This window comes from Alteromonas sp. CyTr2 (assembly GCF_947311905.1).
GTDB classification, from domain to species: Bacteria; Pseudomonadota; Gammaproteobacteria; order Enterobacterales; family Alteromonadaceae; genus Alteromonas; species Alteromonas macleodii.
The window spans coordinates 80,499-103,873 of record NZ_CAMZMZ010000011.1 but is presented as its reverse complement, the minus strand read 5'-3'; the positions used below and the strand labels follow the sequence as shown (position 1 = coordinate 103,873).

The 23,375-nt window shown below is 46.3% G+C and carries 18 protein-coding genes; 8 read left to right on the top strand and 10 right to left on the bottom strand.

The features are described from left to right. Positions 1-10: 10 nt before the first annotated feature. Together QME20_RS08530 and QME20_RS08525 are read right to left on the bottom strand one after the other, a co-directional pair. Positions 11-1,348: a magnesium transporter gene (locus QME20_RS08530; protein WP_281715786.1), complete on the bottom strand. Its 1,338-nt coding sequence runs from the start codon at positions 1,346-1,348 to the stop codon at positions 11-13. 86 nt (positions 1,349-1,434) lie between these two features. Next, positions 1,435-1,947 (bottom strand): thioesterase family protein, encoded by a 513-nt coding sequence (locus tag QME20_RS08525; RefSeq protein WP_202941617.1) that lies wholly within the window; start codon positions 1,945-1,947, stop codon positions 1,435-1,437. A gap of 213 nt (positions 1,948-2,160) precedes the next feature. On the opposite strand from QME20_RS08525, the gene recQ reads away from it, so the two are divergent. Beyond that, on the top strand, positions 2,161-4,002 hold the full coding sequence (recQ, locus tag QME20_RS08520; RefSeq protein WP_014975343.1) for a DNA helicase RecQ: 1,842 nt from the start codon (positions 2,161-2,163) through the stop codon (positions 4,000-4,002). Positions 4,003-4,087: 85 nt separating this feature from the next. Here recQ and QME20_RS08515 read toward each other — a convergent pair whose 3' ends face one another. After that, positions 4,088-4,756 carry a glutathione S-transferase gene (locus QME20_RS08515; protein WP_014975342.1) on the bottom strand — a complete coding sequence of 223 codons (669 nt, stop codon included), beginning with the start codon at positions 4,754-4,756 and terminating at the stop codon, positions 4,088-4,090. A 105-nt stretch (positions 4,757-4,861) separates the two neighbouring features. On the opposite strand from QME20_RS08515, the gene QME20_RS08510 reads away from it, so the two are divergent. The 4 genes from QME20_RS08510 (at position 4,862) to QME20_RS08495 (ending at position 10,445) form a co-directional block, all read left to right on the top strand. Beyond that, entirely contained in the window at positions 4,862-5,179 is a 318-nt protein-coding gene (locus QME20_RS08510; protein WP_281715785.1) for a hypothetical protein, read from the top strand. 88 nt (positions 5,180-5,267) lie between these two features. Next, positions 5,268-8,120 (top strand): EAL domain-containing protein, encoded by a 2,853-nt coding sequence (locus tag QME20_RS08505; RefSeq protein ID WP_281715784.1) that lies wholly within the window; start codon positions 5,268-5,270, stop codon positions 8,118-8,120. 132 nt (positions 8,121-8,252) lie between these two features. After that, positions 8,253-8,867 (top strand): GTP cyclohydrolase II, encoded by a 615-nt coding sequence (gene ribA / locus QME20_RS08500; RefSeq protein WP_014947836.1) that lies wholly within the window; start codon positions 8,253-8,255, stop codon positions 8,865-8,867. A 135-nt stretch (positions 8,868-9,002) separates the two neighbouring features. Then, the gene (locus QME20_RS08495) at positions 9,003-10,445 is read left to right on the top strand and encodes a DUF3300 domain-containing protein (protein WP_039236800.1); all 1,443 of its coding nucleotides are present in this window, start codon (positions 9,003-9,005) and stop codon (positions 10,443-10,445) included. Between the two features lie 81 nt (positions 10,446-10,526). Here the strand turns inward: QME20_RS08495 and QME20_RS08490 are convergent, their stop codons facing one another. Then, complete coding sequence (locus QME20_RS08490) at positions 10,527-11,399, bottom strand: hypothetical protein (protein WP_281715783.1); 873 nt, start codon at positions 11,397-11,399, stop codon at positions 10,527-10,529. A gap of 173 nt (positions 11,400-11,572) precedes the next feature. Here QME20_RS08490 and QME20_RS08485 point away from each other — a divergent pair, with 173 nt between their 5' ends. From QME20_RS08485 to QME20_RS08475, 3 genes are all read left to right on the top strand, one after another. Beyond that, entirely contained in the window at positions 11,573-13,054 is a 1,482-nt protein-coding gene (locus QME20_RS08485; RefSeq protein WP_281715782.1) for a methyl-accepting chemotaxis protein, read from the top strand. A gap of 36 nt (positions 13,055-13,090) precedes the next feature. Further along, positions 13,091-13,609 (top strand): DUF6436 domain-containing protein, encoded by a 519-nt coding sequence (locus tag QME20_RS08480; RefSeq protein WP_014947832.1) that lies wholly within the window; start codon positions 13,091-13,093, stop codon positions 13,607-13,609. A 122-nt stretch (positions 13,610-13,731) separates the two neighbouring features. Then, positions 13,732-14,472: a glutaredoxin gene (locus QME20_RS08475; RefSeq protein ID WP_202941611.1), complete on the top strand. Its 741-nt coding sequence runs from the start codon at positions 13,732-13,734 to the stop codon at positions 14,470-14,472. Positions 14,473-14,566: 94 nt separating this feature from the next. Here the strand turns inward: QME20_RS08475 and QME20_RS08470 are convergent, their stop codons facing one another. From QME20_RS08470 to QME20_RS08445, 6 genes are all read right to left on the bottom strand, one after another. Next, positions 14,567-15,547 carry a histone deacetylase family protein gene (locus QME20_RS08470; protein ID WP_281715781.1) on the bottom strand — a complete coding sequence of 327 codons (981 nt, stop codon included), beginning with the start codon at positions 15,545-15,547 and terminating at the stop codon, positions 14,567-14,569. Further along, complete coding sequence (locus QME20_RS08465; RefSeq protein ID WP_014947829.1) at positions 15,544-17,385, bottom strand: bifunctional acetyl-CoA hydrolase/transferase family protein/GNAT family N-acetyltransferase; 1,842 nt, start codon at positions 17,383-17,385, stop codon at positions 15,544-15,546. Before QME20_RS08465 ends, QME20_RS08470 begins: the two co-directional genes overlap by 4 nt. 113 nt (positions 17,386-17,498) lie before the next feature. Then, entirely contained in the window at positions 17,499-17,996 is a 498-nt protein-coding gene (locus QME20_RS08460; RefSeq protein WP_014947828.1) for an alpha/beta hydrolase, read from the bottom strand. A 56-nt stretch (positions 17,997-18,052) separates the two neighbouring features. Continuing rightward, a complete protein-coding gene (locus tag QME20_RS08455; protein ID WP_168533129.1) occupies positions 18,053-21,151 on the bottom strand; it encodes an efflux RND transporter permease subunit in 3,099 nt (1,032 codons plus the stop codon). A gap of 21 nt (positions 21,152-21,172) precedes the next feature. Continuing rightward, positions 21,173-22,318, bottom strand: a complete 1,146-nt coding sequence (locus tag QME20_RS08450) for an efflux RND transporter periplasmic adaptor subunit (RefSeq protein WP_014947826.1) — start codon at positions 22,316-22,318, stop codon at positions 21,173-21,175. 316 nt (positions 22,319-22,634) lie between these two features. Beyond that, positions 22,635-23,354 carry a DNA-J related domain-containing protein gene (locus QME20_RS08445; protein WP_049587111.1) on the bottom strand — a complete coding sequence of 240 codons (720 nt, stop codon included), beginning with the start codon at positions 23,352-23,354 and terminating at the stop codon, positions 22,635-22,637. Positions 23,355-23,375 lie beyond the last annotated feature (21 nt).

Below are 23,375 nucleotides of genomic sequence, written 5' to 3'. Positions count from 1 at the left end.
GGGAATGGTGCTACAGCAGAAACAGTGTGCCCAAACCTAAGAATGCTACAAAGCCTACTATGTCGGTTACGGTAGTCAAAATGACCGACCCCGACAGTGCAGGGTCTATTTTCAGCTTGTCCAATATTACAGGTACAAACACGCCTGCAAGTGCGGCGGCTACAATGTTGAACAGTATGGCCAAACAGATAACCATCCCTAACATGGCATCGGTAAACCAGAAATAAGCAACAACGCCAATTACCAAGGCCCAAATCACGCCATTAACGCCGCCTACTTTAAGCTCTTTCACCATCAGAGCCCGTAAGTTGGCAGGCGTGACCTGCCCCAACGCCAAGCCGCGTACAATCAGGGTTAGCGTTTGACTACCTGCAATGCCTCCCATACTTGCCACTACCGGCATCAGTACCGCAAGGGCAACCACTTGTTGAAGGGTGCCTTCGAACAATCCAATAAACCACGAGGCTAAAAATGCGGTAAGCAAGTTAATGCCAAGCCAAAGGGCACGATTTTTCGCACTTTTGGCCACAGGCGAGAATAAATCTTCGTCCTCATCCATACCGGCCGAAGCCATCACTTGGCGTTCGTAAAACTCGTTAACCAACTCACTTGCAGAGGTCACATCTAATCGGCCGAGAAGCTTGTTGTTTTCGTCAACTACCGGCAGCGACGCAAGCCCAGAACGTTGAACAAGTAGCGACGCATTCATAGTGTCGTCAGCCCCTTGAATGGTCGTCACACTTTCTTCTGACAAGTCGAATAGCGACACGTGATCTTGCGCATTGAAGAGGTGGCTAATTTTAACCAGCGCGGAAAATTGACCTGAGCGGTTCACCAAAAAAATGCTGTCACAATGCTGAGGTATGTCACGTCTTAATAAGCGTAGCCCTTCGCGTACTTTCGCGTTCGAAGGTAACACTAACTGCTCGTGGTTAACCCAGTGCCCTATTTGGTTATCGGGGAATTGTGTCGCTTCTCTGAAGTACTTACGCTCTTTAGAATCAAGTGATTCATAGGCCATATCGACAAGCCGTTTTGGCAATGAATCGAGTAGTTCCAGTAAATCTTCTGCGTCAATATCAGCAAAAATAGACGCCCATTCGTCGTGCGGCGTATTGTCGATAAGAATTTCACGGGGGTCGCTACGCATCTCAACCAATACGTCGAGCTTACGGTCGCGAGGAATGCCTTCCCATACGGCCAAACGTTTTTCTACGGGCAACGATTCTAACAGTGATGCGATGTATACCTCGTCTTGCCCCGCAAGGGCGGCTAACAAGGTCGCCGGATCGTCACCCATACTTTCGGTAACAATCTCTTCAATTAAATCTGGTAATGGCTCTGCCATGCTACACCTCCCGTTAATACCGCTCACTTTCTTTACACAACGTAACAATAAGCATTGTGGGATGATGCAAACCTATTTGGACACTGCTATCCCAGCATATACGTACCCGTGCCAAAGGCTATATGATCACCTTTTTCGTTGTGCAATTCCATTCTACAAACCACTACTTTACTGCCCCTGCGTATAATCGTGGCTGTCGCAACAAAGCGCTCGCCTCTTCCCGGCCTTAAGTAGTCAACGCGCATATCGACCGTGCCCATGGTGGGCAATCTAACTTGAAGGTCCGCAAGGAGTTCACTTGCGGTTTGTTTGATGGTTTCTACAATTGAAACTAAACCACCGATGGTGTCTAGCATAGTCGCTGTTACACCGCCGTGTAGGATTTTTTGCATTGGATTGCCGGTCAGCTCGGGTTGCCAATCAAGGTGCAGGGAGATCTGTGTATCCAGTCCCTCTCCTTCAGTAACAAATTCCAAGCCCAGCAACTGGTTAAACGGCATAGTATCACGAAAAAGCGCAATTACATGTTTAATCATTAGTTCATGGTTTAGTGTTTCGCTGCCCTTAGCTTCGTCTTTATTAGTCGTTTTGTTATCCACTCGCTTTCCTTGATGAATTGATATTTGTGTTGTGCTTATAAGCAACATTACTACCGAACGTAAGTTTGACGGAAATTCATCCAACCAATGATGTTGAATCAAAATAAATTATGAGAGCTGCTGCCCCTCTGATCAGGAATATCGCTGGATTTTAGTCTAGTTTTTTAAATTGCCCCGTGAAGACGTCGCCAAAAACGCGTAAAATCCTGCGCCATGACAACTGCAATAGCTCCATCAGAATTAGCGCCAGAAACGCAACGTGTAAAAACACCAGAAACCGTCTTAAAAGATGTATTTGGTTACGATGCCTTTCGCGACGGTCAAGGCGAAGTCATTCACCAAGTATGTGAAGGTAAAGACGCCCTTGTTTTGCTGCCAACAGGTGGTGGCAAGTCGCTGTGCTATCAAATTCCTGCGTTAGTGCGCCAAGGCACCGCTATTGTTGTGTCACCGCTTATATCGCTTATGCAGGACCAAGTAGAACAGCTTAAAGCGCTGGGCGTAAAAGCTGCCTATCTCAATTCAACGCTAGAAGCAGACGAACAAGCACGCATAAATGACGCACTGCAAGCTGGCAAACTCGACTTGCTTTACGTGTCGCCTGAGCGTTTAATGCAGTACTATTTTCAGCAGTCGCTTGCGCACGCCGACATTGCCTTATTTGCCATTGATGAAGCGCACTGCGTTTCCCATTGGGGGCACGATTTCAGGCAGGATTATCGCGCTCTGGGGCAAATAAAATCTCGCTTCCCCTCTATTCCTGTTATTGGACTCACAGCGACTGCAGATTCGGCCACCCAAGCAGACATACTGACGCAGCTAAACCTTAACGACCCGCTGGTTTATAAAGGCAGCTTCGACAGACCTAATATTCGCTACCGCGTAATGAGCAAATACAAAGCCTTTGATCAAGTTGTTGCTTACGTAAAACAGCAAGAAGGTAGCGGCATTATTTACTGCAACAGCCGCGCGAAAGTCGACGATCTGCACGCTAAATTATTCAGACAAGGTTTTCGCTGCGCGGCCTATCACGCGGGTATGGATAACGACGAGCGAGAGCTGGTACAACGCCAGTTTCTTAACGATAAAATTGATATTGTGGTGGCCACCGTTGCCTTTGGCATGGGTATCAACAAATCGAACGTGCGTTATGTGGTTCACCACGATGTTCCGCGCAGTGTTGAAAGCTATTATCAGGAGACCGGCCGAGCGGGGCGAGACGGCTTGGAGTCAGAAGCTTTATTGTTGTTTGATGAAAAAGACGCAGCCCGCGTAAAACAGTGGATAGAGCAAGGGGAAATAGCCGAGCGCAACCAAATAGAGTTACAAAAATTTGCGGCTATGGAAGCTTTTTCAGAAGCACAAACCTGTCGTAGACAAGTACTCCTGAACTACTTTTCGCAGTTCAGTGACAGCGCCTGTGGCAACTGCGACATTTGCCTAGACCCACCTAAGATGATCGACGGTTTGGTGATTGCACAAAAAGTACTGTCGTGTGTACTTCGGCTCTCACAGCAAGCCTCTAGCCAGTATGTCATTGATGTTTTGCGAGGCAAGCAGCTTAGGCGCCTTCAGGAAGCAGGCCACCACCAGCTTTCCACGTACGGCATAGGTAAAGATAAATCGGATAGCTACTGGCACAACATTATCAACCAGCTTGTTCATAAAGGCCTTATACGCGTTGATATTACCGCCCATGCCGCATTGCGCTTAACCGAGGCCGCTCGGCCTGTGTTAAAAGGTGAAGTAGCGGTTCAGCTTGCCGTTCCACGACTTGAATTTAAGCCCGACAAGAAAAAAGCAAAACAAGCGCCTGCTAACTACGACCGAACGTTGTTCACCCGTCTTAAGCACTTACGCAAAGTGTTGGCCGAAGAAAATGAAGTGCCGCCGTATGTGGTATTTAGTGACGCCACCTTAGTGGATATGGCGTGTAAACTCCCCACTACGCGCAACACCTTACTTGATGTAAGCGGCGTAGGCCAAACCAAACTCGAGCGCTATGGTGAGGCTTTTATCCAGCTTATTGATGATTACATAAATCGAGAGCACTGAGGGCTTGCAGGCCAACTAGATTCTGTTTTCCAGCTGGCCGCAGGGTTTGCAGAAAGTAAAAGTGCACGCAGTAGAGATAAACACACTAGGCGTAAGCGTATTCTCCCCCTTTCTCAAGCGCAGCTTTGTAGGCTTCTCTGGCATGAACTCGTTTTACGTAACCTTGAATGGCAGTAAAGTCCTTCGCACGCCCGCTGGCTACCAACGACTCTAACGGAAATATCATTTGAACATCAGCGCCACTGGGTGCGTCACCCGCAAACCAAGTATTTTTCGATAAGTAAGATTCCACATAGCGTAAGCTCTGCGCTAAATTAGGGCCATAATAGGCATTTAAAATACCGTCTATCAGTTTGTTAGTAATTGGCTTAATAAAGAAAGGCTTCGAACCTTTTTGACGCGCTTTCTCCAGCACTAAGTTTGCCACTAGTGGCGGCATTAGCGAACCTTCAGCGAAATGCAGCCAAAACCAATACTGTTGAAGTGCCTCTGGGTCTTGAGGTACAGAAAATGCGTCTGTAGCGTGGTGGCGAACAAGGTATTCCACAATAGCACCAGACTCGGCAATAGCACCGTGAGGCGTAGTAAGCACCGGAGAGCGTCCCAGCGGGTGAACAGCGCGCAATGAATCCGGCGCTAGGTTCGTTTTACTGTCTCGTTGATAGAATTCTATTTTATACTCTACGCCTAGCTCTTCAAGAAGCCACAAAATTCGCTGCGAGCGAGAGTTATTTAAATGGTGAAGTGTTAGCATACCCCGTCCTTAATACACTTAGATTAACGCTATTGTTTTTGTGTTGTACTATATACACTTTATAAAGCAAGCAGGTTTACAATAACCAGCGAATTGATAAGTTCTATGCAAAATCTCACCAAAGAAGACATTCAACAGCACGCCGTGGTTAACAAACAAAGCGTAGAAATCCGCGTTGCATTACCTTTAACGCCTCTTAAAACTCAGCAGTGGGCAGAGCAGTTTTGTGAACTTTTTCACTTTTCACTATCCGACGCAGATTGGGGAGCCGATCGCTTTCAGGCGCTTGTTACCACCCAATCCAGCAATACAGATTTTCAATGCAAACTTTGCATTGAGTGGCTTTGCGAGGCGATTTGGCTGGAACCGGTAGGCACTCAACAATCACCGAATGCGATCTACCAGTATCTTCAAAACACATAAGTATCACCACACCTTTTTCTTTCTGTTTGGCTTTTAGGACAGACTAGTATTATTCTATAGAAAACACATAATTAGCGCTTCAAGGATCATGCTTGTGCCAATCTCCCAGCTCACAAAGTACGTTGCAGCTTTGCTCATTAGTTGGGTGGTTCTGAGCGTAAACGCCTTTGCCAGCCCGCGGCTTGTTATCGATGAGTCTTTCGAAAGGGAAATCATCAACCATTATGCACGGGTATCAATTGCACCTAATAGCGCAACCTATTTTGATGTATTGACGGGAAGCTCCACAAAAACACCAACAGCAACAGCAACGGCTTCTTCAACAGAACGTGTGTGGTATTCAACAGAGCTTGTTCACTCTGGCTATAGTGCCATTCCCTTAGTACTTAATATCGACCGTCTAAACGTTGATGATTTGCAGATTTATCTTCTAGACAGCAGCCAGCGAATTATAAAATCGTACCGTTATCAAGCCGGTAAAGGTGACTATTCGTTAAGACAACCGCTTCCAAATATCAGGCTTGCTTTCACCCTTCAACCATACCAAGACGCTCGGTTACTAATCGCAGTTAAAGACGAAGGGCTAAAGTACTTTCCAATGTCACTATGGGAGCGAGACCTGCTTGCTCAACACGACACTAATATGCTGACTTTACTTGGTGCTGTGTCGGGTGTGATGGCACTCATTGCTTCCTATTTTCTTTTTTCCTACTTATGTCAGCGCATTCCTACCCGCTTCTGGCTAACCATGTCGTCATTGGTGCTTATTGCGTTGCTGTTCATTACAGAGGGTGGCCTCGCGTTTTGGCCTAGCCTAACTAACGCCAGCGAGCATTTTTACGCCGTATGCTTCGGCGTATTACTACTGTGTATTGGAAAAGTGACTCATCACCTGTTCTCTCGTGTGCCATTCGTTTTAAGACTGCTAAATTATGCTCTACCTCTTGCTGCTACCATTTACTGTTTTACCGTAAATGCTTATATGGTCACAATCACGCTGCTTATACTCACAGCGGCGATGGGTTTGTATCACGTTACCCTCGCTCTTATCTTTAAAGACAAAGACAGTAGTGTTGTCAGCACCACTTATATTCTGGCCTGGCTATCTTTCTTTGCGTTTTACGCTTTGGTGACCCAAAACCTTTTCAGCGACCTTATTTATACTGTCGATGTCGCGATGGGTATGCTGTTTTTCTTAACCTTGGGTTTCCTGTGTTTTGGATTTGCGGTCATCACAAAAGAGCAGGTACTCAATCAACATAAGCTCTCCTCACAAGCTGAAACGATTTCTAGCTTAAATCACTTTTATGACTTGTTCCGAAACTCCGCTGAAGGACACTACACATCAACCTGGGACGGAAAGCTAATTTCAGTTAACCCTGCGATGTGCACGGTGTTTGGGTATGAGAATGAGGAAGAAATGCTTAGCGAGGGAGCAAGCACAAAAGCCTTTTACGCATCACCAGAAGACAGACATGTATTGTTAGGTGAGATATCACAGCAAGGCCATGTCACCAGAAAAGAGATACGGGGAAAACGTCGGGACGGCACAGAGTTTTGGTTTTCATTGTCTTGCCAGATCCGCGAGAACGATGAAGGAACTTACCTGTACGGCTCAATTATTGATATCACGGAAAAAAAGCAATCCGATTTAAGCCTTCAGTATTTGGCTACTCACGACTCACTAACCGGCGTATACAACAGACGGCAATTTGAATCTGTTTTCAAGGAAAAAGTACATAACCACAGCGCGTTACCTGTGTGCCTACTCTTTTTAGATTTAGACCGATTTAAAGTCGTTAACGACACCTGCGGTCACAAAGCGGGAGATGTACTCATAAAAGACGTCGCCCGCCTGATTGAAAATACGCTGCTACCCAACGCGCAGCTAGCAAGACTCGGGGGTGATGAGTTTGGCGTTATCTATTCAGATTTAGATGTTGATGCGGTTTATCTCAATGCAGTGAAAATTCTCAATGCAGTACAGGCCTATCGGTTCATGTGGGATAACCGAATATTCAACCTAGGCGTAAGTATTGGCATGGTTGTGTGCGACGATAGTAACGTTAGCTCAGGGCAGTATTTAAGTATGGCTGACGCCGCCTGTTATTTTGCCAAAGAGCAAGGCAGAAATCAGGTGCATAGATATAATAAAGATGACGAGAGCATGCAGCGCTATCAGCGTGAGTTGGACTGGGTCTCTTCTATAAACAACGCCTTGGAAGAAGGGCGCTTTGAACTTTATTACCAGTCATTAAGACCTTTGAGCAAAGCCAGCGATGGTCACTATTATGAAGTGCTATTGCGCCTAAGGGAAAAAGACGGAAAAATTGTTGAGCCCGCTAATTTTTTACCCACGGCCGAGCGCTTTGAAATGAATGTAAATGTCGACAAATGGGTAGTCACAAATACGTTCAAATGGCTGTCTGAAAACCCTGAACATCTCGCTGAGTTAAGGCGATGCAGTATAAACCTCAACTGCCATTCATTAGCAGACAGAGATTTTACGCTATTCATTTTAAACGCTTTCGAAACCTTTAATATTCCTTACAACAAGATTTGTTTCGAGGTGATCGAGTCGGTAGCGATTATAAAAATGGAGGACACCCTTGCCTTTATGCGTACTTTTAATCGCCTTGGATGTTCGTTTGCCCTAGACGACTTCGGCAGCGGCTTCTCTTCGTACAGTTATCTCAAAAGCTTGCCGGTTAATCAGGTAAAGATTGACGGTATGTTTATCAAGGATATGCTGAACGACAGTGTAGATACGGCTATGGTTGCGTCAATCAATGATGTAGCGAAAGCCATGGGTATGCAAACCGTTGGGGAATTCGTGGAAAATGAAGGCACCATGGCACAACTTGGCAAAATGGGCGTTGATTTTGCCCAAGGCTATAGCGTTGCAAAGCCTGCCCCGCTGCGAGAGTTTACCCCACTTTAATAACTGCACTTAATATACGTCTTACGAAAAAAGTGATAGCACTAGCGTCAACTCGCGTATAATAAAATGGTAGACTTGCAAAAAAAGAAGTCATCCCCACTTATTGCCTACTGTCCAAAGTGTAGAAGTAACATGAGTAGCAAACAGCCTAAATACGAATATGTCAGTACCGCAAAATTACCCACTCGCATGGGTGATTTTAAAATACACGGCTTTGTTGAAGCCAGCGGCCAAGAACACGTTGCCCTTTCTTATGGAGAGTGGAAAGAAGACGACGTAGTGCCAATTCGTATCCATTCAGAATGCTTAACAGGCGATTCTTTATTTAGCACTCGCTGTGACTGTGGCTTTCAATTAGAAAAAGCCATGCAAAATATCGTCGATAATGGTCACGGTGTGCTGTTATACCTTCGCCAAGAAGGTCGCGGTATTGGTCTTTTAAATAAAATTCGCGCCTACAACCTTCAAGATAGTGGCATGGACACGGTAGAAGCTAACGAACATCTTGGATTTGACGCCGATTTAAGAAGTTACGATATCTGCAAGCTGATGCTAGATACGCTGAATGTGAAGCATGTTGAGCTTATGACAAACAACCCGAAAAAGTTGGCAGCACTAAAAGCGCTTGGTATAGACGTGGTTGCACGTAAGCCTATTGACCACGGTATCACCAAAGACAACAAGCATTACTTAAAGACGAAAACAGAAAAGCTTGGGCACGCTTTCGACCCCCACGTTTTCAAATAGACGAGTTCCTTAAAAACGCCCACACCAATGTGGGCGTTTTCTATTCAGCTTGGGTTAATCATAGGCTGGTTATAACGTATACAGACTTACCATTTAGCGCGCGAAAAGCCGTTGCTCATGCGCTAAGGAGAATGTATGAAAAACATAACCTTATCTGTGATTGTCGCACTATCTAGTGTTTCAGCGCTACCTGCCATCGCCCAGTCGAACGCCAACCTTGCACATGTTTCTGCGTCAACGCAGCAATATTCTGACGCTGAATTAGACAGTGTACTTGCGCCCATTGCGCTTTATCCTGATACCCTGCTTACTCACATACTAATTGCGGCTACCTACCCGCTTGATGTAGTTGCAGCCGACCGCTGGCGCCAAAGCAACAAGCATTTAACCCCGAAGCAGGTAGAAAATGTGCTGGCGAATGTTAACTGGGATCCCAGCGTAAAAGCACTTGCTCCGTTTACCGACCTACTCAGCACCATGGCGAATGATCTTCAGTGGTTACAGCAACTTGGTGATAACGTATTAATTGATCAAAGCCGTGTGCTAGACCGCGTGCAGGTGCTTCGACAACACGCCCTCAACACTGGCAATCTGGTGACCAATGACTACATTGAAGTTGAACGGGAACGTGAGCCTACTCGCGAAATAATTTTCATTGAGCCCCGTCAGCGGGAAGTGGTGTATGTGCCTTATTACGACCCACATGTTGTGTATGGTCACTGGTGGCACACAAACTCACCAGTTCGCTGGCGTCATCACGTAAGCTATCATCATCATAGCAATGTCTACTGGTCTCCAAGCATCCATCTTTCTACCTTCTTTTTCTTTGGTAGCGTGCACTGGCATAACCGCCATGTGGTTATTCACCGCGAGCCTGTACGCCGGTATTATCACGGTAGCCCAAGAAAACGTGTGATAAGCCGAGACTATCGTCGCTGGGAACACAACACGGTGCATCGTCGTGCGCGTTACTCTACTCGAGTAGTTCACAATGCGCCTTCGCGATATGAACATGCGGGTGTGTCGCGGGCAAAGCACTTGTCTAATAAACACGTTAGCACGGTAAACACATCGAAACGCCACAATGACAACAATACTGTAAGACCCATTGCGCGTACGGAAAAGACCAAGACGGTAAGACGCACTATTGAGCCAAAACAGGTAACGCCACTTAGAGAAAGTCGTTTTCAGAACAAACAAGACTCGGTAAGCCGCAAACAATCAATTGAGCACGCGCTAAAACGCAATCAAGCGGCGAGCAGAAGCGAGAAGCCAACTAGAGACCGGACGCTAAGCCAGTTAAAGCGGGACAAGCCCGCTCGGATATCAACGCCGTCAGAGTCGAAGCGATATGCTAATAGAGAAAACACGCTAAAACGCCCAGCTAAACAAAACATAAATCGAGAGCGAATTGAAAGAACGAGTCCGCAAAACAAGCCGGTGGCTCGAGAGAGCAGTAAGCCAAGACGAATTGAGCGGGCGAGTACTTCTTCAGTTAGCCGTGCTCAAGTTAAGACTTCTGAATCAAGCAGAAACAGGACGATAAAGCAGGGACGAACTGAGAAGACGCTGCGTTAGCACTAAATTAAAAAGTTAGTTTCCTATCAGTAAGCCAGCAAACCTATAATTTGCTGGCTTCACTTTTCATTTATTCAACGCTTAGGCCCTATTCAAATGAAAGCTTATCAATGCGTCGACAAAGCGCAGGGGAGACTGTTCATCTAAATTGAAGTAAAGAGAGGGCTCAATAAGTTCAAGTTCCATTATCGCCCAGCCACTGCCCTGCCTGACTAAATCAACCCGTGCATAAAGTGCTTCGCAAGGCATTGCTGACAATGCTTTCTGGGCAATATCTAGTTGTTCTTCATCTACGGCAACGGGATGTAAGCTCCCCCCGTGTTCTTCTTGTACGCGAAAATCGCCTTTCTGCGGCACCTTTTTAATGGCATGGCTGTACTTCCCGCCAAAATAGAAAAGCGAGTACTCCCCTTCTTCAACCACGCTATTTAAGAAAGGTTGAATCATGAAATCACGTTGATTAAACGTATCAGAAAGCGCCTGTTGCTGTTCATGCCAATTTGAGACCGAGAGCTTAAACGTATCATCAGCATTAGCGCTAAGCGTAGGTTTAATCACCACAGTGTCGCAATTGAAATGGGAAAAGGCCTCATCAATAACACTGTTATTAAATGCATTACTCCACCGTGTACTTACAATAGGCACGCCCTTGTCCTGTAGGTCTTTTAAGTAGTGCTTTTCAATATTCCACTGCATAAGACGCAATGGATTGAGCAAGGTTGCTCTCGACGCATCAATTTGAGTCAAACAAGCCAGAAAGGCCTCTGGATGCTGCTGATAATCCCATGTACTGCGCACAATCACGTAGTCAAACCTATCCCAGTTTTCTGACTGACTATGCCAAGATATGGTTTCTACAGACCAACCGTTATCATTGAAAAACGGGATCAGAAGCTCGTCGTACACAAAAAAGTCTTCAAGGTGGTCAGTAGAAAGAAAGGCGATGGCAGGCATGATTATGTCCTTTAGCTTATTTAGGCATTCGAAGATTAAACTTTTTTAATAAAAGTAACTTCTATACAAAAGTTAAATGGCGTAAAAACCGTGACTTACGTAAACTGTGGCGAAGTTAGCACACCCTTCATTTTTAACCTACACTTAATCCCAAATACTTGTCGGAGATTGGCATGCAGTATCCTTGGCTCCTAGAAGGTCACAAGATTTTTCGCGTTGTAATTGTTATCCAACTGCTAATTGCGATTGGCATCGGTTTTTATACTGGCGAGATTCTTCCTGCATTTGTTCTTGGTATTCCAATTGCTGCCGTACCACTTGTCCTTAGTTTGCAAACCCCCTATTCAGCGATAAGTCGCCATGCGATGGCTATCGGTGTTCAACTGCTAACAGCCCTCCACATCCACCAGTCATTCGGGTTAATTGAAGTCCACTTTGAAATCTTTGTTCTTCTGGCATTTCTTTCCTACTTTAGAGACTGGAAAGTAGTTGCAACCGGCACCGCAGTTGTTGCTGTCCATCATATTTCGTTCTTCTTTTTACAAGCGGGCGGTGCGCCGTTATTTATTTTTGAAGAAGGTCACGTAACTTTTCCTATCTTGCTGATGCACGCCGTATTCGCGCTTTCTGAGGGCGGTGTTTTGATGTACATGGCTAAACAAAGTCATCAAGAAGGTGCCGGTGCGGCTGAACTGCGCTTAGCTATTGAGACCATGCAAAAGGGTGACGATAGACTCGATTTATCTATTGAACTTAACCGAGGCCACAAGATTGTGAGACCTTTCGCAGAGCTCATCGACCAAGTAAAAGCATTAATTGAGCTTGCTTCAAATTTAACAGACGAAGTTGTTAGAGGCTGTGACAAGATGGAGCTGGCGGCAAACAACATGTTTGAAATAAGCAGAAACACTGACCAAGAGATTGCCATGGTATCGGCATCGTCAGAAGAAATCGCACAAACGATGCAGCTGTCTACCGAACAAACAACCCTTGCCAGCGACAAAGCCTCTGCGGCACAAAGTTCTTCGCAGACTACGCGCGACTCTATTTCCAACACAAGCCGCACCATAGATTCGCTGCGCAACACATTAAATGCGGCAGCGCAGACAAACTCGGCGCTTAACGAGCAGTGCGCGCATATTTCTGACGCAATGCGCTCTATCACCGCCGTTGCCGAGCAAACCAACTTGCTTGCGTTGAACGCAGCAATCGAGTCAGCCCGCGCAGGGGAGCACGGCAGAGGTTTTGCCGTTGTTGCCGATGAAGTACGCACTTTGGCTATTCGCTCAAAAGAAAGTGCAGACCAAATCACAAGTATTACTGAGCAGCTAGTTGCCCAAACCGCCAGTTCAGTCGAACAAATGCAAACCTGCATTCAGCTGGTTGATGAAGCCGTTGTATCGAGCGATAACGCCACTTCAGCCATGACCCAGATCATGCAGCAAATTCGCGAAGCGAGCGAAAGCATGACCGAAATAGCGACATCAGCGGTGGAGCAAGAAACCGCATCGTCTTCTATAGCGCAAAGTACGGCGCGATTAAGCGAATTCACTTCTGAGGAACTGGCTACCGCTGAATCGCTAGCAGGCGAAGTTGAGGTGTTGTCACAAATCTCTCAACGCATGCGCAGTGCTATCGAGCGATTTAAGCTTTAACCAAAGCGCTAGAAGCACGCTGTTGGCATTTGGGTTATGCATAAAAAAACAAGCTGGATACTTTTGTTGTTATGGGCGGTGAGTTTACTCACCGCCTTGTTGGTTTACGGTCAGCGCCAGCTTTCTTCCTTCGACCCAAATGGTGATCTACTTCACCGCACAACAGCGCCTAATTTTGACGCTTCACTTGTCGAACTACTAAACGAACAAAACATAGCCCCTGGTTCTGTTATTCATGTGGGAACGCAGTCTCGTTGCTACTGTGAAACGTTAACTACACCTCACCAAACTCAGCTATTAACAAAGCTAGGAAATGACTTTCATCAAGTCAGAGTGAATATAGAAGACGTACCAGAACTCGCCGCTATGCTTGATGCGGTGCCCGCGCTTATAGTTTTAGACATGCAAAATCAGCTTCGCTATTTAGGTCCATACGCAACGGGCTACGGATGCTTTACCGGAAAGAACCTTGTCGAACAGGTTGTAAGCTATACCACACAACTCCCCTACAACGGTGCGGTAATTAATACTGATGCAACTGGATGCTTCTGTTAAACCCTTGGCATGGATTATGTAACTTATCTTTGTATATCGTGATATCACTATAAACATGGCAGAAGGCGCGCATATTTTGCGCACTAGGTGCCGTTTCGTGAAAGGTTTACAAGGAGTCCACAATGTCAAAGCGCGCCGTTCTTTATCGCATGGTTACCCCTGATCACATTTGTCCCTTCGGACTTAAGTCGAAAGATTTGCTAGAAAGAAAGGGCTACGATGTTGAAGACCATCACTTGTCCAACCGAAGTGAAACTGACGCTTTTAAAGAGAAGCACAATGTGAAAACCACGCCGCAAACGTTTATCGATGATAAGCGAATTGGTGGCTATGATGACTTACGAGATTATTTCAATTTGAAGCAAGAAAGTGAGTTCGGTTCGCGCTACACACCTATCATTGTGATTTTTTCTTTAGCCGCCCTTGTGGTATTTGCGCTCATGCTAAAAGGTGGACTCCCGACAGGTATTGAACCTTTCATAATGAATTTCATTGGCATCACCATGGTGATCCTCGCATTACAAAAACTACAGGACATTGTAGCGTTCTCAAATCAATTCATTACTTATGACTTACTGGCAATGAAGCACGTAAGGTACGCGTATGTGTACCCTTTCGCAGAAGCGCTTGCTGGGCTTGGTATGCTAGCGGGGCTTCCCGCACTATTAGTTTCACCTGTTTCTATTTTTATCGGTGCAATAGGTGCAGTTTCAGTTATTAAAGCGGTATACATCGATAAACGTGAACTTAAATGCGCCTGTGTGGGCGGTAATTCAGACCTTCCTCTTGGGTTTATCTCGCTTACCGAAAACCTTGCCATGTTAGGTGCTGGCCTTTACATGCTTACACGATGGATAGCTTAATTAAATGAAGGCTGATGCACCGGTGTTGAGCTGGTATCTATTACCGTGTTTACACGTTGAATTAGCAACACGATAATTCACTTGCTATGAAGCCCTATTGAGTTTCGTCAATAGGGCGGCTCATACCTTTAAGGTGCGACACCACACTGCGGCCTAGTGCACTTAAATCGTAGCCGCCTTCTAACATGCTGACTATGCGACCATGGCAACACTCGTCAGCCACTGCGCGAAGTTGTTGGCTTATCCAGAAATAATCGTCTTCCACCAGTCGCAAATGCGCCATAGGATCTTCTGCGTGGGCATCAAAACCCGCTGAGATAAAAATCAGCTCAGGTTGAAAGTTTCGCAATGCGTTAAACCAGTGCTGCACTTTTTCTCTAAATACCTCACCTGTAGAGCCTGCTTCTAGTGGTACAGAAAGAATATTACTTGCCGACACCGGTGAACCACTGTGTGGATAAAAAGGATGCTGGAAACTGCTGCAAAGCATGATGCGTTGATCGCCAGCAACAATTTGCTCGGTACCGTTTCCGTGGTGAACATCAAAATCGATTATGGCAACGCGCTTTAGTTCATAGTTTTGAAGGGCATAGCGCGCAGCTATAACAATGTTATTAAAAATACAGAAGCCCATGGCGCTGTCGTATGTAGCGTGGTGACCTGGCGGCCTTGTCGCGCAGAACGCCTGCCTGTCACTGCCTTCCATAACCCAATCCACCGCGTTACATCCCGCACCAGCCGACTCAAGTGCTGCATTTAAGCTGTGTCGCATCAAGCCGGTATCTTCGTCTAACCATGCGACATTATCCTTGCGTTCGGAATAGAGCGTTTTTTCGTGGTCGCTAAATATGGACTGAGCCGCATGCTCAAACACACTTTTCACATAGTAAGGGTCGTGGGCTAGCTTAAGATAAGCTTCAGCAATAGGCGTAGCACCAGCGTGCTCACACACCATATCGAGTCCAGAAGACAGTAATTGGTCGTCTATGGCGAACAGGCGGTCCGGTGACTCGGGATGATCTTTCCCTAAGTCGTGTTTAGTGCCGTGTTTGCCGCGAAAAATTTTAATTGTCATGCGAGTGATGCCACATCTAGTACTAACTCTATGTCACTGGGGTCGCCAGTGAACTTCCGTTTAAATTGCGCTTGCTCGAAAATGGCAATCATCGGGCTGTTATCGCCACGCACGTAGGCCATCATCTTCGCAATGCCTCGTTTTTTCGCAACGTTGATCAATTCGTTTAGCAGCCTGCTTGCCATCCCCTTCCCTTGCTGGGTTTCACGGGTAACAAACGCTGCTTCACAGGTATTGTCATTTGGATTGAAGTAAAAACGCCCTACTGCGTGAATGGTAATACGGGAGCCTTCTTGCCTTACAATACATAACGCCGCATCTGAGCTTTGATCCACCGACACCAAATTACACGACTTTTCGCGCGACATTTGCTTCGGGTCGTAGTTGTAACGCAGCCTTAGTGTTTCTTTCGTATGGGAGTAAAAGAATTCCTGCAAACGCCTTTCATCGGCGGGGTTCAGCGGGCGCATGTAATAGGTTTCCCCCTGAATATTCAGTTTTTTAAGCTGAATAGCACCCAGCTCTGGAATATCGGTTGGGTACTTTTCCTGATAATGAGGTACCCAATAATGCTGTCTTACTTCTTCTAAGAGCGCTGCACGGAATTTGGGGTGTGCCACACGAATAAGTTCCAATGCACGCTCTCGAATGCTTTTGCCTTTAAGCGATGCTATGCCGTATTCGGTCACCACGTACTGAACATTCCCCCGCGAAGTAACAACACCCGCCCCTTCACTGATACGGGGTGTGATACGGGAAATGGTTTCATTCTTGGCAGTAGAAGGCAGCGCTATAATCGCTTTCCCACCTTTACTGATAGACGCGCCCGTTACGAAATCAACTTGCCCGCCTATGCCACTGTAAAAGTCGTAGCCCAATGAATCGGCCACCACCTGACCGGTTAAATCCACTTCAAGCGCACTGTTAATGGCAACCATATTATCGTTCTTGGCAATATTGGTGGGTTTGTTTACGTAGCTACTTGGATAAAACTCGATGTGAGGGTTGCTGTCGATTAAATCGTAAAGCTGGCGGGTGCCAATAGCAAAGCTAGTAACAATTTTACCGGGGTGGAAAGTCTTCTTCTTGTTGGTGATAGCACCCGACTCCAACAGTTCAATAATACTGTCGGTGAGCATTTCGCTGTGAATGCCTAGGTCTTTGTGGTTACACAGATATTTAAGGGTGGCACTCGGTATTTTCCCAATACCAAATTGCAGCGTTGCACCATCATCCACCAGCATTGAAACATACTGACCAATTCGCTCTGCCACCGAATCGATAGGCGGCGGCGTTACTTCAACAAGCGGCTCTTCGGCTTCAATGCAGGCCGTTATTTCGCTGATGTGAATATAAGAGTGGCCGGCGGTTCTTGGCACCTGAGGATTAATTTGAGCAATGACCTTTTTGCTTTGTCTGATTGCCGACATAGCAATATCCACTGCAGGACCTAGTGAGCAATAGCCGAATTCATCGGGCGGGCTTACGTTAACCAGCGCAGCATCCAGTGCCAGCGTACCGTCGCTAAATAAGCTTGATATTTCAGACAGGAAAACGGGGGTATAGTCGGCGCGGCCTTCATCGACCGCCTTACGCATGGCTTCGCCACCAATGAAGAATGTATTCGCTTTAAAGAGGTTTTTATACTCTTCTTTCACCCATCGGGTGTCGCCTAAGGCCAGCATATGAACCAGCTCGATGTCGCTAAACCCTTCGCTGTTATCAATGAGATGCTGCACTAGTGCATGCGGCACCGAGGCATTTCCACCAACAAAGACACGGCAACCAGACTTAATCAGCGACGACCATTGTGGCGCTTGAGGTAAACTAAATGTCATTTCCATCTGCCCTGTTTTAAGCAATAACTCATCATGCCATAAAAACAGGCGCTTTCCCGCATTTGCGTAAGCGTGAACTATAAGCGATTGGTCGTAGGCTTACCGATTCATCATTAGTATCGAAATTTTTCCAACCAATTTCTGAAAAACGGAGAAATAACAGATTTGCTATTCGCGAGGCGATGGCCGTCATTAAGTAACAAGAGCTGAGCTTTTTGATGGCGCGCGTACTTTAAGCTATTTTCGATAGGCACGATATCGTCATTCCAGCCGTGCACTAAGCTCACGTAGCCGTCGTAGGGGAACCGTTGAATTTCGTAGTTTGGCAAATACAGTGCAGGAGCCATAAGAAATACGCCTCGTGCCGAGATTTGGCTTGCTGCGGCAAGTGACACATAGCCGCCCATGCTGGAGCCAACCAGAACAACATCATTGCACTTTTCAGCAATAAACTCTTTAAGTCGCGCTAGGCGAGCTTCCGGGCAGTCGAGATCTTGATAATCAATACTCTCGACGCCAAAACCCATATCGCTCGCTACATTTGAAAGCGTTGTTATTTTACTGCCCCATGGACCGCTTTCTTTGCCGTGAGAAAAAACAACGGTGGTCATTACCGATATCCCTATTCAAAAATGAAAAGTTTTTCCCACTCTAGCGCACTTGCTTGTTACTTGTCTTCCCTATGAAAGAGTTTTTCTACCAGCACATAGAACATGGGCACGAAGAAAATCGCCAAGAAAGTAGCGGCGAACATACCACCCATAACCGCAATACCTATTGCATTTTGGCTGGCTGCGCCTGCTCCGCTAGCTAGTGCTAACGGCGTTACCCCCAAAATAAACGCCATTGACGTCATTAAAATTGGGCGGAAACGCTGAGAGGCTGCATTTGAAACCGCAGTCATTAAATCTTCGCCGTTTTCGTACTGCTCTTTTGCAAATTCGACAATAAGAATAGCGTTTTTCGCCGCCAAACCTACGGTAGTCAAAAACGCTACTTGCAGGTACACGTCGTTCGGCAAGTTGAAAATAAACGCAGCGGTTACCGAGCCAAGAATACCCAAAGGCACCACTAACATAACGGCGAATGGTACAGACCAGCTTTCGTACAGGGCCGCTAAGCACAAGAAAACAATCAAGATTGATAGTGCGTAAAGCATAGGCGCTTGCGAGCCTGCTTCCTGCTCTTCATAAGATAGGCCTGACCATTCGATTGCGAAGCCTGGCGGTAACTGCTCAACCAATTTCTGCATTTCAGCCATTGCTTCACCCGAAGAGATACCTTCAGCAGCACTACCTTGAATATTGACAGACGACACGCCGTTAAAACGCTCTAACTTAGGTGAGCCATAAACCCATTCAGTGGTCGAGAACGTGTTAAACGCCACCATCTCGCCGTCGCTGTTGCGAACAAACCACTTATCCAAGTCTTCAGGGGTCATGCGATGAGGCAAATCTGCCTGCATGTAAACACGCTTAATTCGACCTTTATCAATGAAGTCATTTACGTAGCTGGACCCCCACGCTATTTGAAGCGCGTTATTGATCTCACTTAAATTCAATCCAAGTGCCGACGCTTTCTCGCTATCAATATTGATTTTAAATTGAGGTACGTCACTTAAACCATTGGGGCGAACGCCAGCCAGCTTTGGATTCTGCGCTGCCATGCCCAACAGCTGATTACGCGCATTCATCAGCGCTTCGTGACCATTTCCACCACGGTCGACAAGCTGCATATCAAAGCCCGTTGCATTACCTAGTTCCATGATAGGCGGAGGCACTATAGGAAAGGCTGAGGCATCTTGAATTTGGCTAAACGCGCCAAAAGCTCGGTTCATCACTGCAAACGCAGAATTATTTTCGTCTCTTACGCTCCAGTCGTTGAAGTTTAAGAAAGCCATACCCGCGTTTTGCGCCTGACCCGCAAAGCTAAAGCCCACAACCGCGAACATGCCGTTAACCGCGTCTTGTTCTTGCTCAAGAATATAGTCTTCTACTTGCTTAATAGACTCGAGCGTACGACCAGCTGTTGCACCAGGCGGTGTGCTTACCAACACCATCATACGCCCTTGGTCTTCATCTGGAAGAAACGCGCCAGGAAGCTGGCTGAAAATAAATGCCATACCACCTACAAGCAAACCATAAACAACGAAATAGCGCTTAAAGCGTTGCGCCATATGAGTTGTAGTCTTTTGATAGCGATCGCGGCCTTTGTTAAACGTGCGGTTAAACCAGCCAAAGAAGCCTTTGTTCTTGTCATGGTTTTCCGGATGCTTTTTCAATAACGTAGCGCACAGAGACGGTGAAAGGATAATGGCGACCAATACCGAAAATGCCATAGCCGACACGATTGTAACCGAGAACTGACGATAAATAGCGCCTGCTGAGCCGCTGAAGAACGCCATTGGGATAAATACCGTTGAAAGCACGGCCGCAATACCAACAAGTGCACCTGTGATTTGAGTCATCGACTTTTTGGTGGCTTCGGCAGGTGAGAGGCCTTCCTCTTCCATAATACGTTCGACGTTTTCCACCACCACGATGGCGTCATCCACGAGCAGGCCGATAGCAAGTACCATAGCGAACATGGTTAGCACGTTAATACTAAAGCCAAATGCTAATAGCACAGCAAAGGTGCCGAGCAATACCACAGGTACCGCAATGGTAGGAATCAACGTTGCACGCCAATTTTGAAGGAACAGTAGCATCACCAAGAATACCAGTACTACCGCTTCGATAAGCGTGTGTACTACCGACTCGATAGAAAGCTCGATAAAAGGAGAACTGTCAACCGGGTAAACCACTTTAACTGTATCAGGCAAGTTCGAGCGCAGTTCTTCAACACGGGCTTTTACTGCCTTAATGGTGTCTAGTGCGTTTGCGCCAGAAGCAAGGCTTATCGCCATACCTGATGCAGGCTTGCGATTGTATCGAACAATAACGTCGTAGCTTTGCGCACCCAGTTCAACACGCGCAACGTCACGCACGCGAACCTGAGAACCATCGGTATTTACGCGAAGTACGATGTTTTCGAAATCTTCAACGGTTTGAAGGCGACTTTGCGCTTGAATTGTCGCGTTAATCTGCTGATTTTCTATTGCAGGCATACCACCTAATTGACCAGCAGACACATCAGTATTTTGTACCTGAACGGCGCCTTGAACGTCAGTAGGTGTAAGGTTGTAGCTGTACAGTTTATCTGGATCTAACCATATACGCATTGAACGCTGCGCACCGAATACCCGTACATTTCCCACACCATTAACGCGGGAAATCGGGTCGCGAAATTGAGAAACTAACAGGTCGCTCAGGTCATATTGCGTCATTGAGTCGTCTTCAGAATAGAAGCCAACTGCCAATGCAAATGCGCTATTTGCTTTAGTTACGGTTACCCCTTGTTGCTGTACCTGAGTAGGCAACAGCGGAAGTGCACCCTGTACCTTATTCTGCGTTTGTACTTGCGCAATATCAGGGTCAGTACCAGGCTCAAAAGTGAGCGTAATAGACATGCTGCTGTTCGAACTGCTTGCCGAGAAATAACGTAGGTTATCAATTCCCGTCAGGCTTTGTTCTATTACCTGAGTTACCGAGTTCTCTACAGTTTCTGCAGATGCACCTGGATACGTCGCTGAGATAGTCACCGAGGGCGGCGCAACCTTGGGATATTGTTCAATAGGGAGTGAGGTGATTGCCAACACACCCGCCATCATTGTGATAATTGCCAGCACCCATGCAAACACGGGCCTGTCTATAAAGAAACGAGCCATATTACTTAAATCCCTTGTTTGCTATCGTGAGCCACGTGATGATGGTTGCCACTCTGACGGATTAACTTTCGCGCCAGGCTTCACCTTCTGATATCCAGTTACAATTACCTTTTCGCCTTCGCTCACACCGCTTAGGGCAACATATTGGTCTCGATAGATTTTGCCTATTTCCAAAGTACGGCCTTCAACTTCGTTGTTTTGGTTAACAACATAAACTGAAAGCGAACCGTCTGGTTGGCGTGTCGTTGCGCGTTGAGGAACAAGCAGCGCATTTTCGCGTCCAGTAATGACGTGGCCTTTCACAAACAAGCCAGGCAGCAATACGCCATCTGGATTTGGCATTTCAGCACGAAGTGTTACCGAACCAGTGGTCTCATCAACCGTTACCTCAGAAAATTTAACGCTGCCTGTTTGGTCGTAACGCTTGCCTGTTACTTCATCTACCGTTAATTCAACATCCATTGAACCTTGGTTTCTCATTGACTGGCGAAGCGTAATAATTGACGCACCTGACTCCTGCATATCAATGAAAACTGGGTCAAGCTGTGTAATGGTTGCAAGTTGCTGAGATTGGTTCGTGGTAACTAGGGTACCTTCAGTAACAAAAGAGCGGCTAATACGTCCGCTGATTGGGGCGTACACTTTGGTGTAACCCATATTAACCTTCGCTACGTCAACAGCAGCCTCAGCTACGCTAATTGCCGCTTGCGCTTGATCTTTCTGAGCAATTACGTCGTCATATTCTTGTTTGCTTACCGCGTTTTGCGCAACAAGGTCGTCATAGCGTCGCGCCTTTGCTTCCAACGTTTTAAGGTTCGCTTGAACACTTTTCAAATCGGCTTTTGCGCTATTTAACTGTGCTAGATAACGGGCTTCGTCAATTTGATAAAGCTGCTGTCCTTTTTCTACATGTGCGCCTTCTTCAAACAAGCGCTCCGTAATAACACCATCTACCTGAGGACGCACCTGAGATTGACGAGACGGGCTTACGCGGCCCGGTAACACCATTTCATGTACTACAGGTTCTTGTTTCAGTGTAACTACCGATACTGAGGGTGCAGGCATACCTTGCTGAGCACCTTGCTGTGCTTGCTCGCCTTCATTCGAACACCCAATAACGCCGACAAGGGTTATTAATGCTGCAGTAACATAAAAAATGCGACTCATAAATTTTCTATTTCCCAATAACTTTTTGTACAGAACACGGCCTTTGCTCTGCATATCCAATTTTAAAATTAAAGCTTATTGCTTCCGGTGCACCGAATTATCTAGCGCATTTCAAAGCCTGAAACTGCGATAATTGGTTTTGAAGTGGCATAGTTAAGCGATCATTGATACGGATCTACGCTCTTATAGGTCATATTGTGCGCATTTATAGATGATAATAAAAGTCAATGAAGTTGAAATTACTGAAGTTGTCGGTCAAATACCTGAGCGTGTATACGTTATACGAATAAAGCGAAATCACAATGCACTTAACGTTCTATTTTAACGAATAATAACCCAGCAATAACTGGTAGGCGTGAATGACGTCTTGGGCTTCCTGTTGCGTTCCTCCCTTATCAGGGTGAACCAACTGCAGGGCTTTTTTATATACTCGTTTTAGTACCGACAAAGATACATGTTCATCTTGGGGCAGGCCCAGAAGCGCGTGGGCATCAGCAATATCTTCCTGCTCAAAGGTGTGCGCGTTTCCTGAGGCCATGCGATGCCAAAACGCATTGAGCAGTGCATCTACACTTTTTCTGTCGGCCTTCTCAAAATTGCCCCAGTCCAAGTAGTATTCAGCTAAGGCATCAGCTTCGGTTATTGCTCCAACCTTATCCTGACTTTCTTTATCTTTATAATTGTCGCCGTGGGTACTATTTTTGTCGCTGTGGGCACTATTATTGTCGCTGTGGGCACTTTCTTGGTTTAGCTTAATATTAAGAGTATGAATGTCTAGCACGCCTTCGCCCTGCTCTATCCAACTTCGTTTAAGTTGATAAAGGGCGTGAAACACAATGAAATGGGTTTTAAAGAGCATTAAAGGCTCTCGTAACGAAGCGTCATCAAAAAAGTGATATGGCGCTTTTTTCAAAATCTCAATGAGCTCATACTCGCTCACACCACGTTGAAAAAGCGGCTTTTGTGTCGATAACGTATCAACAAGTAGTTCGGCTTGAAGCACGTAAGCTTCGCTAGCATCAGGCTGATTTTGCAAAACTCATTACCTTGCTTTAAA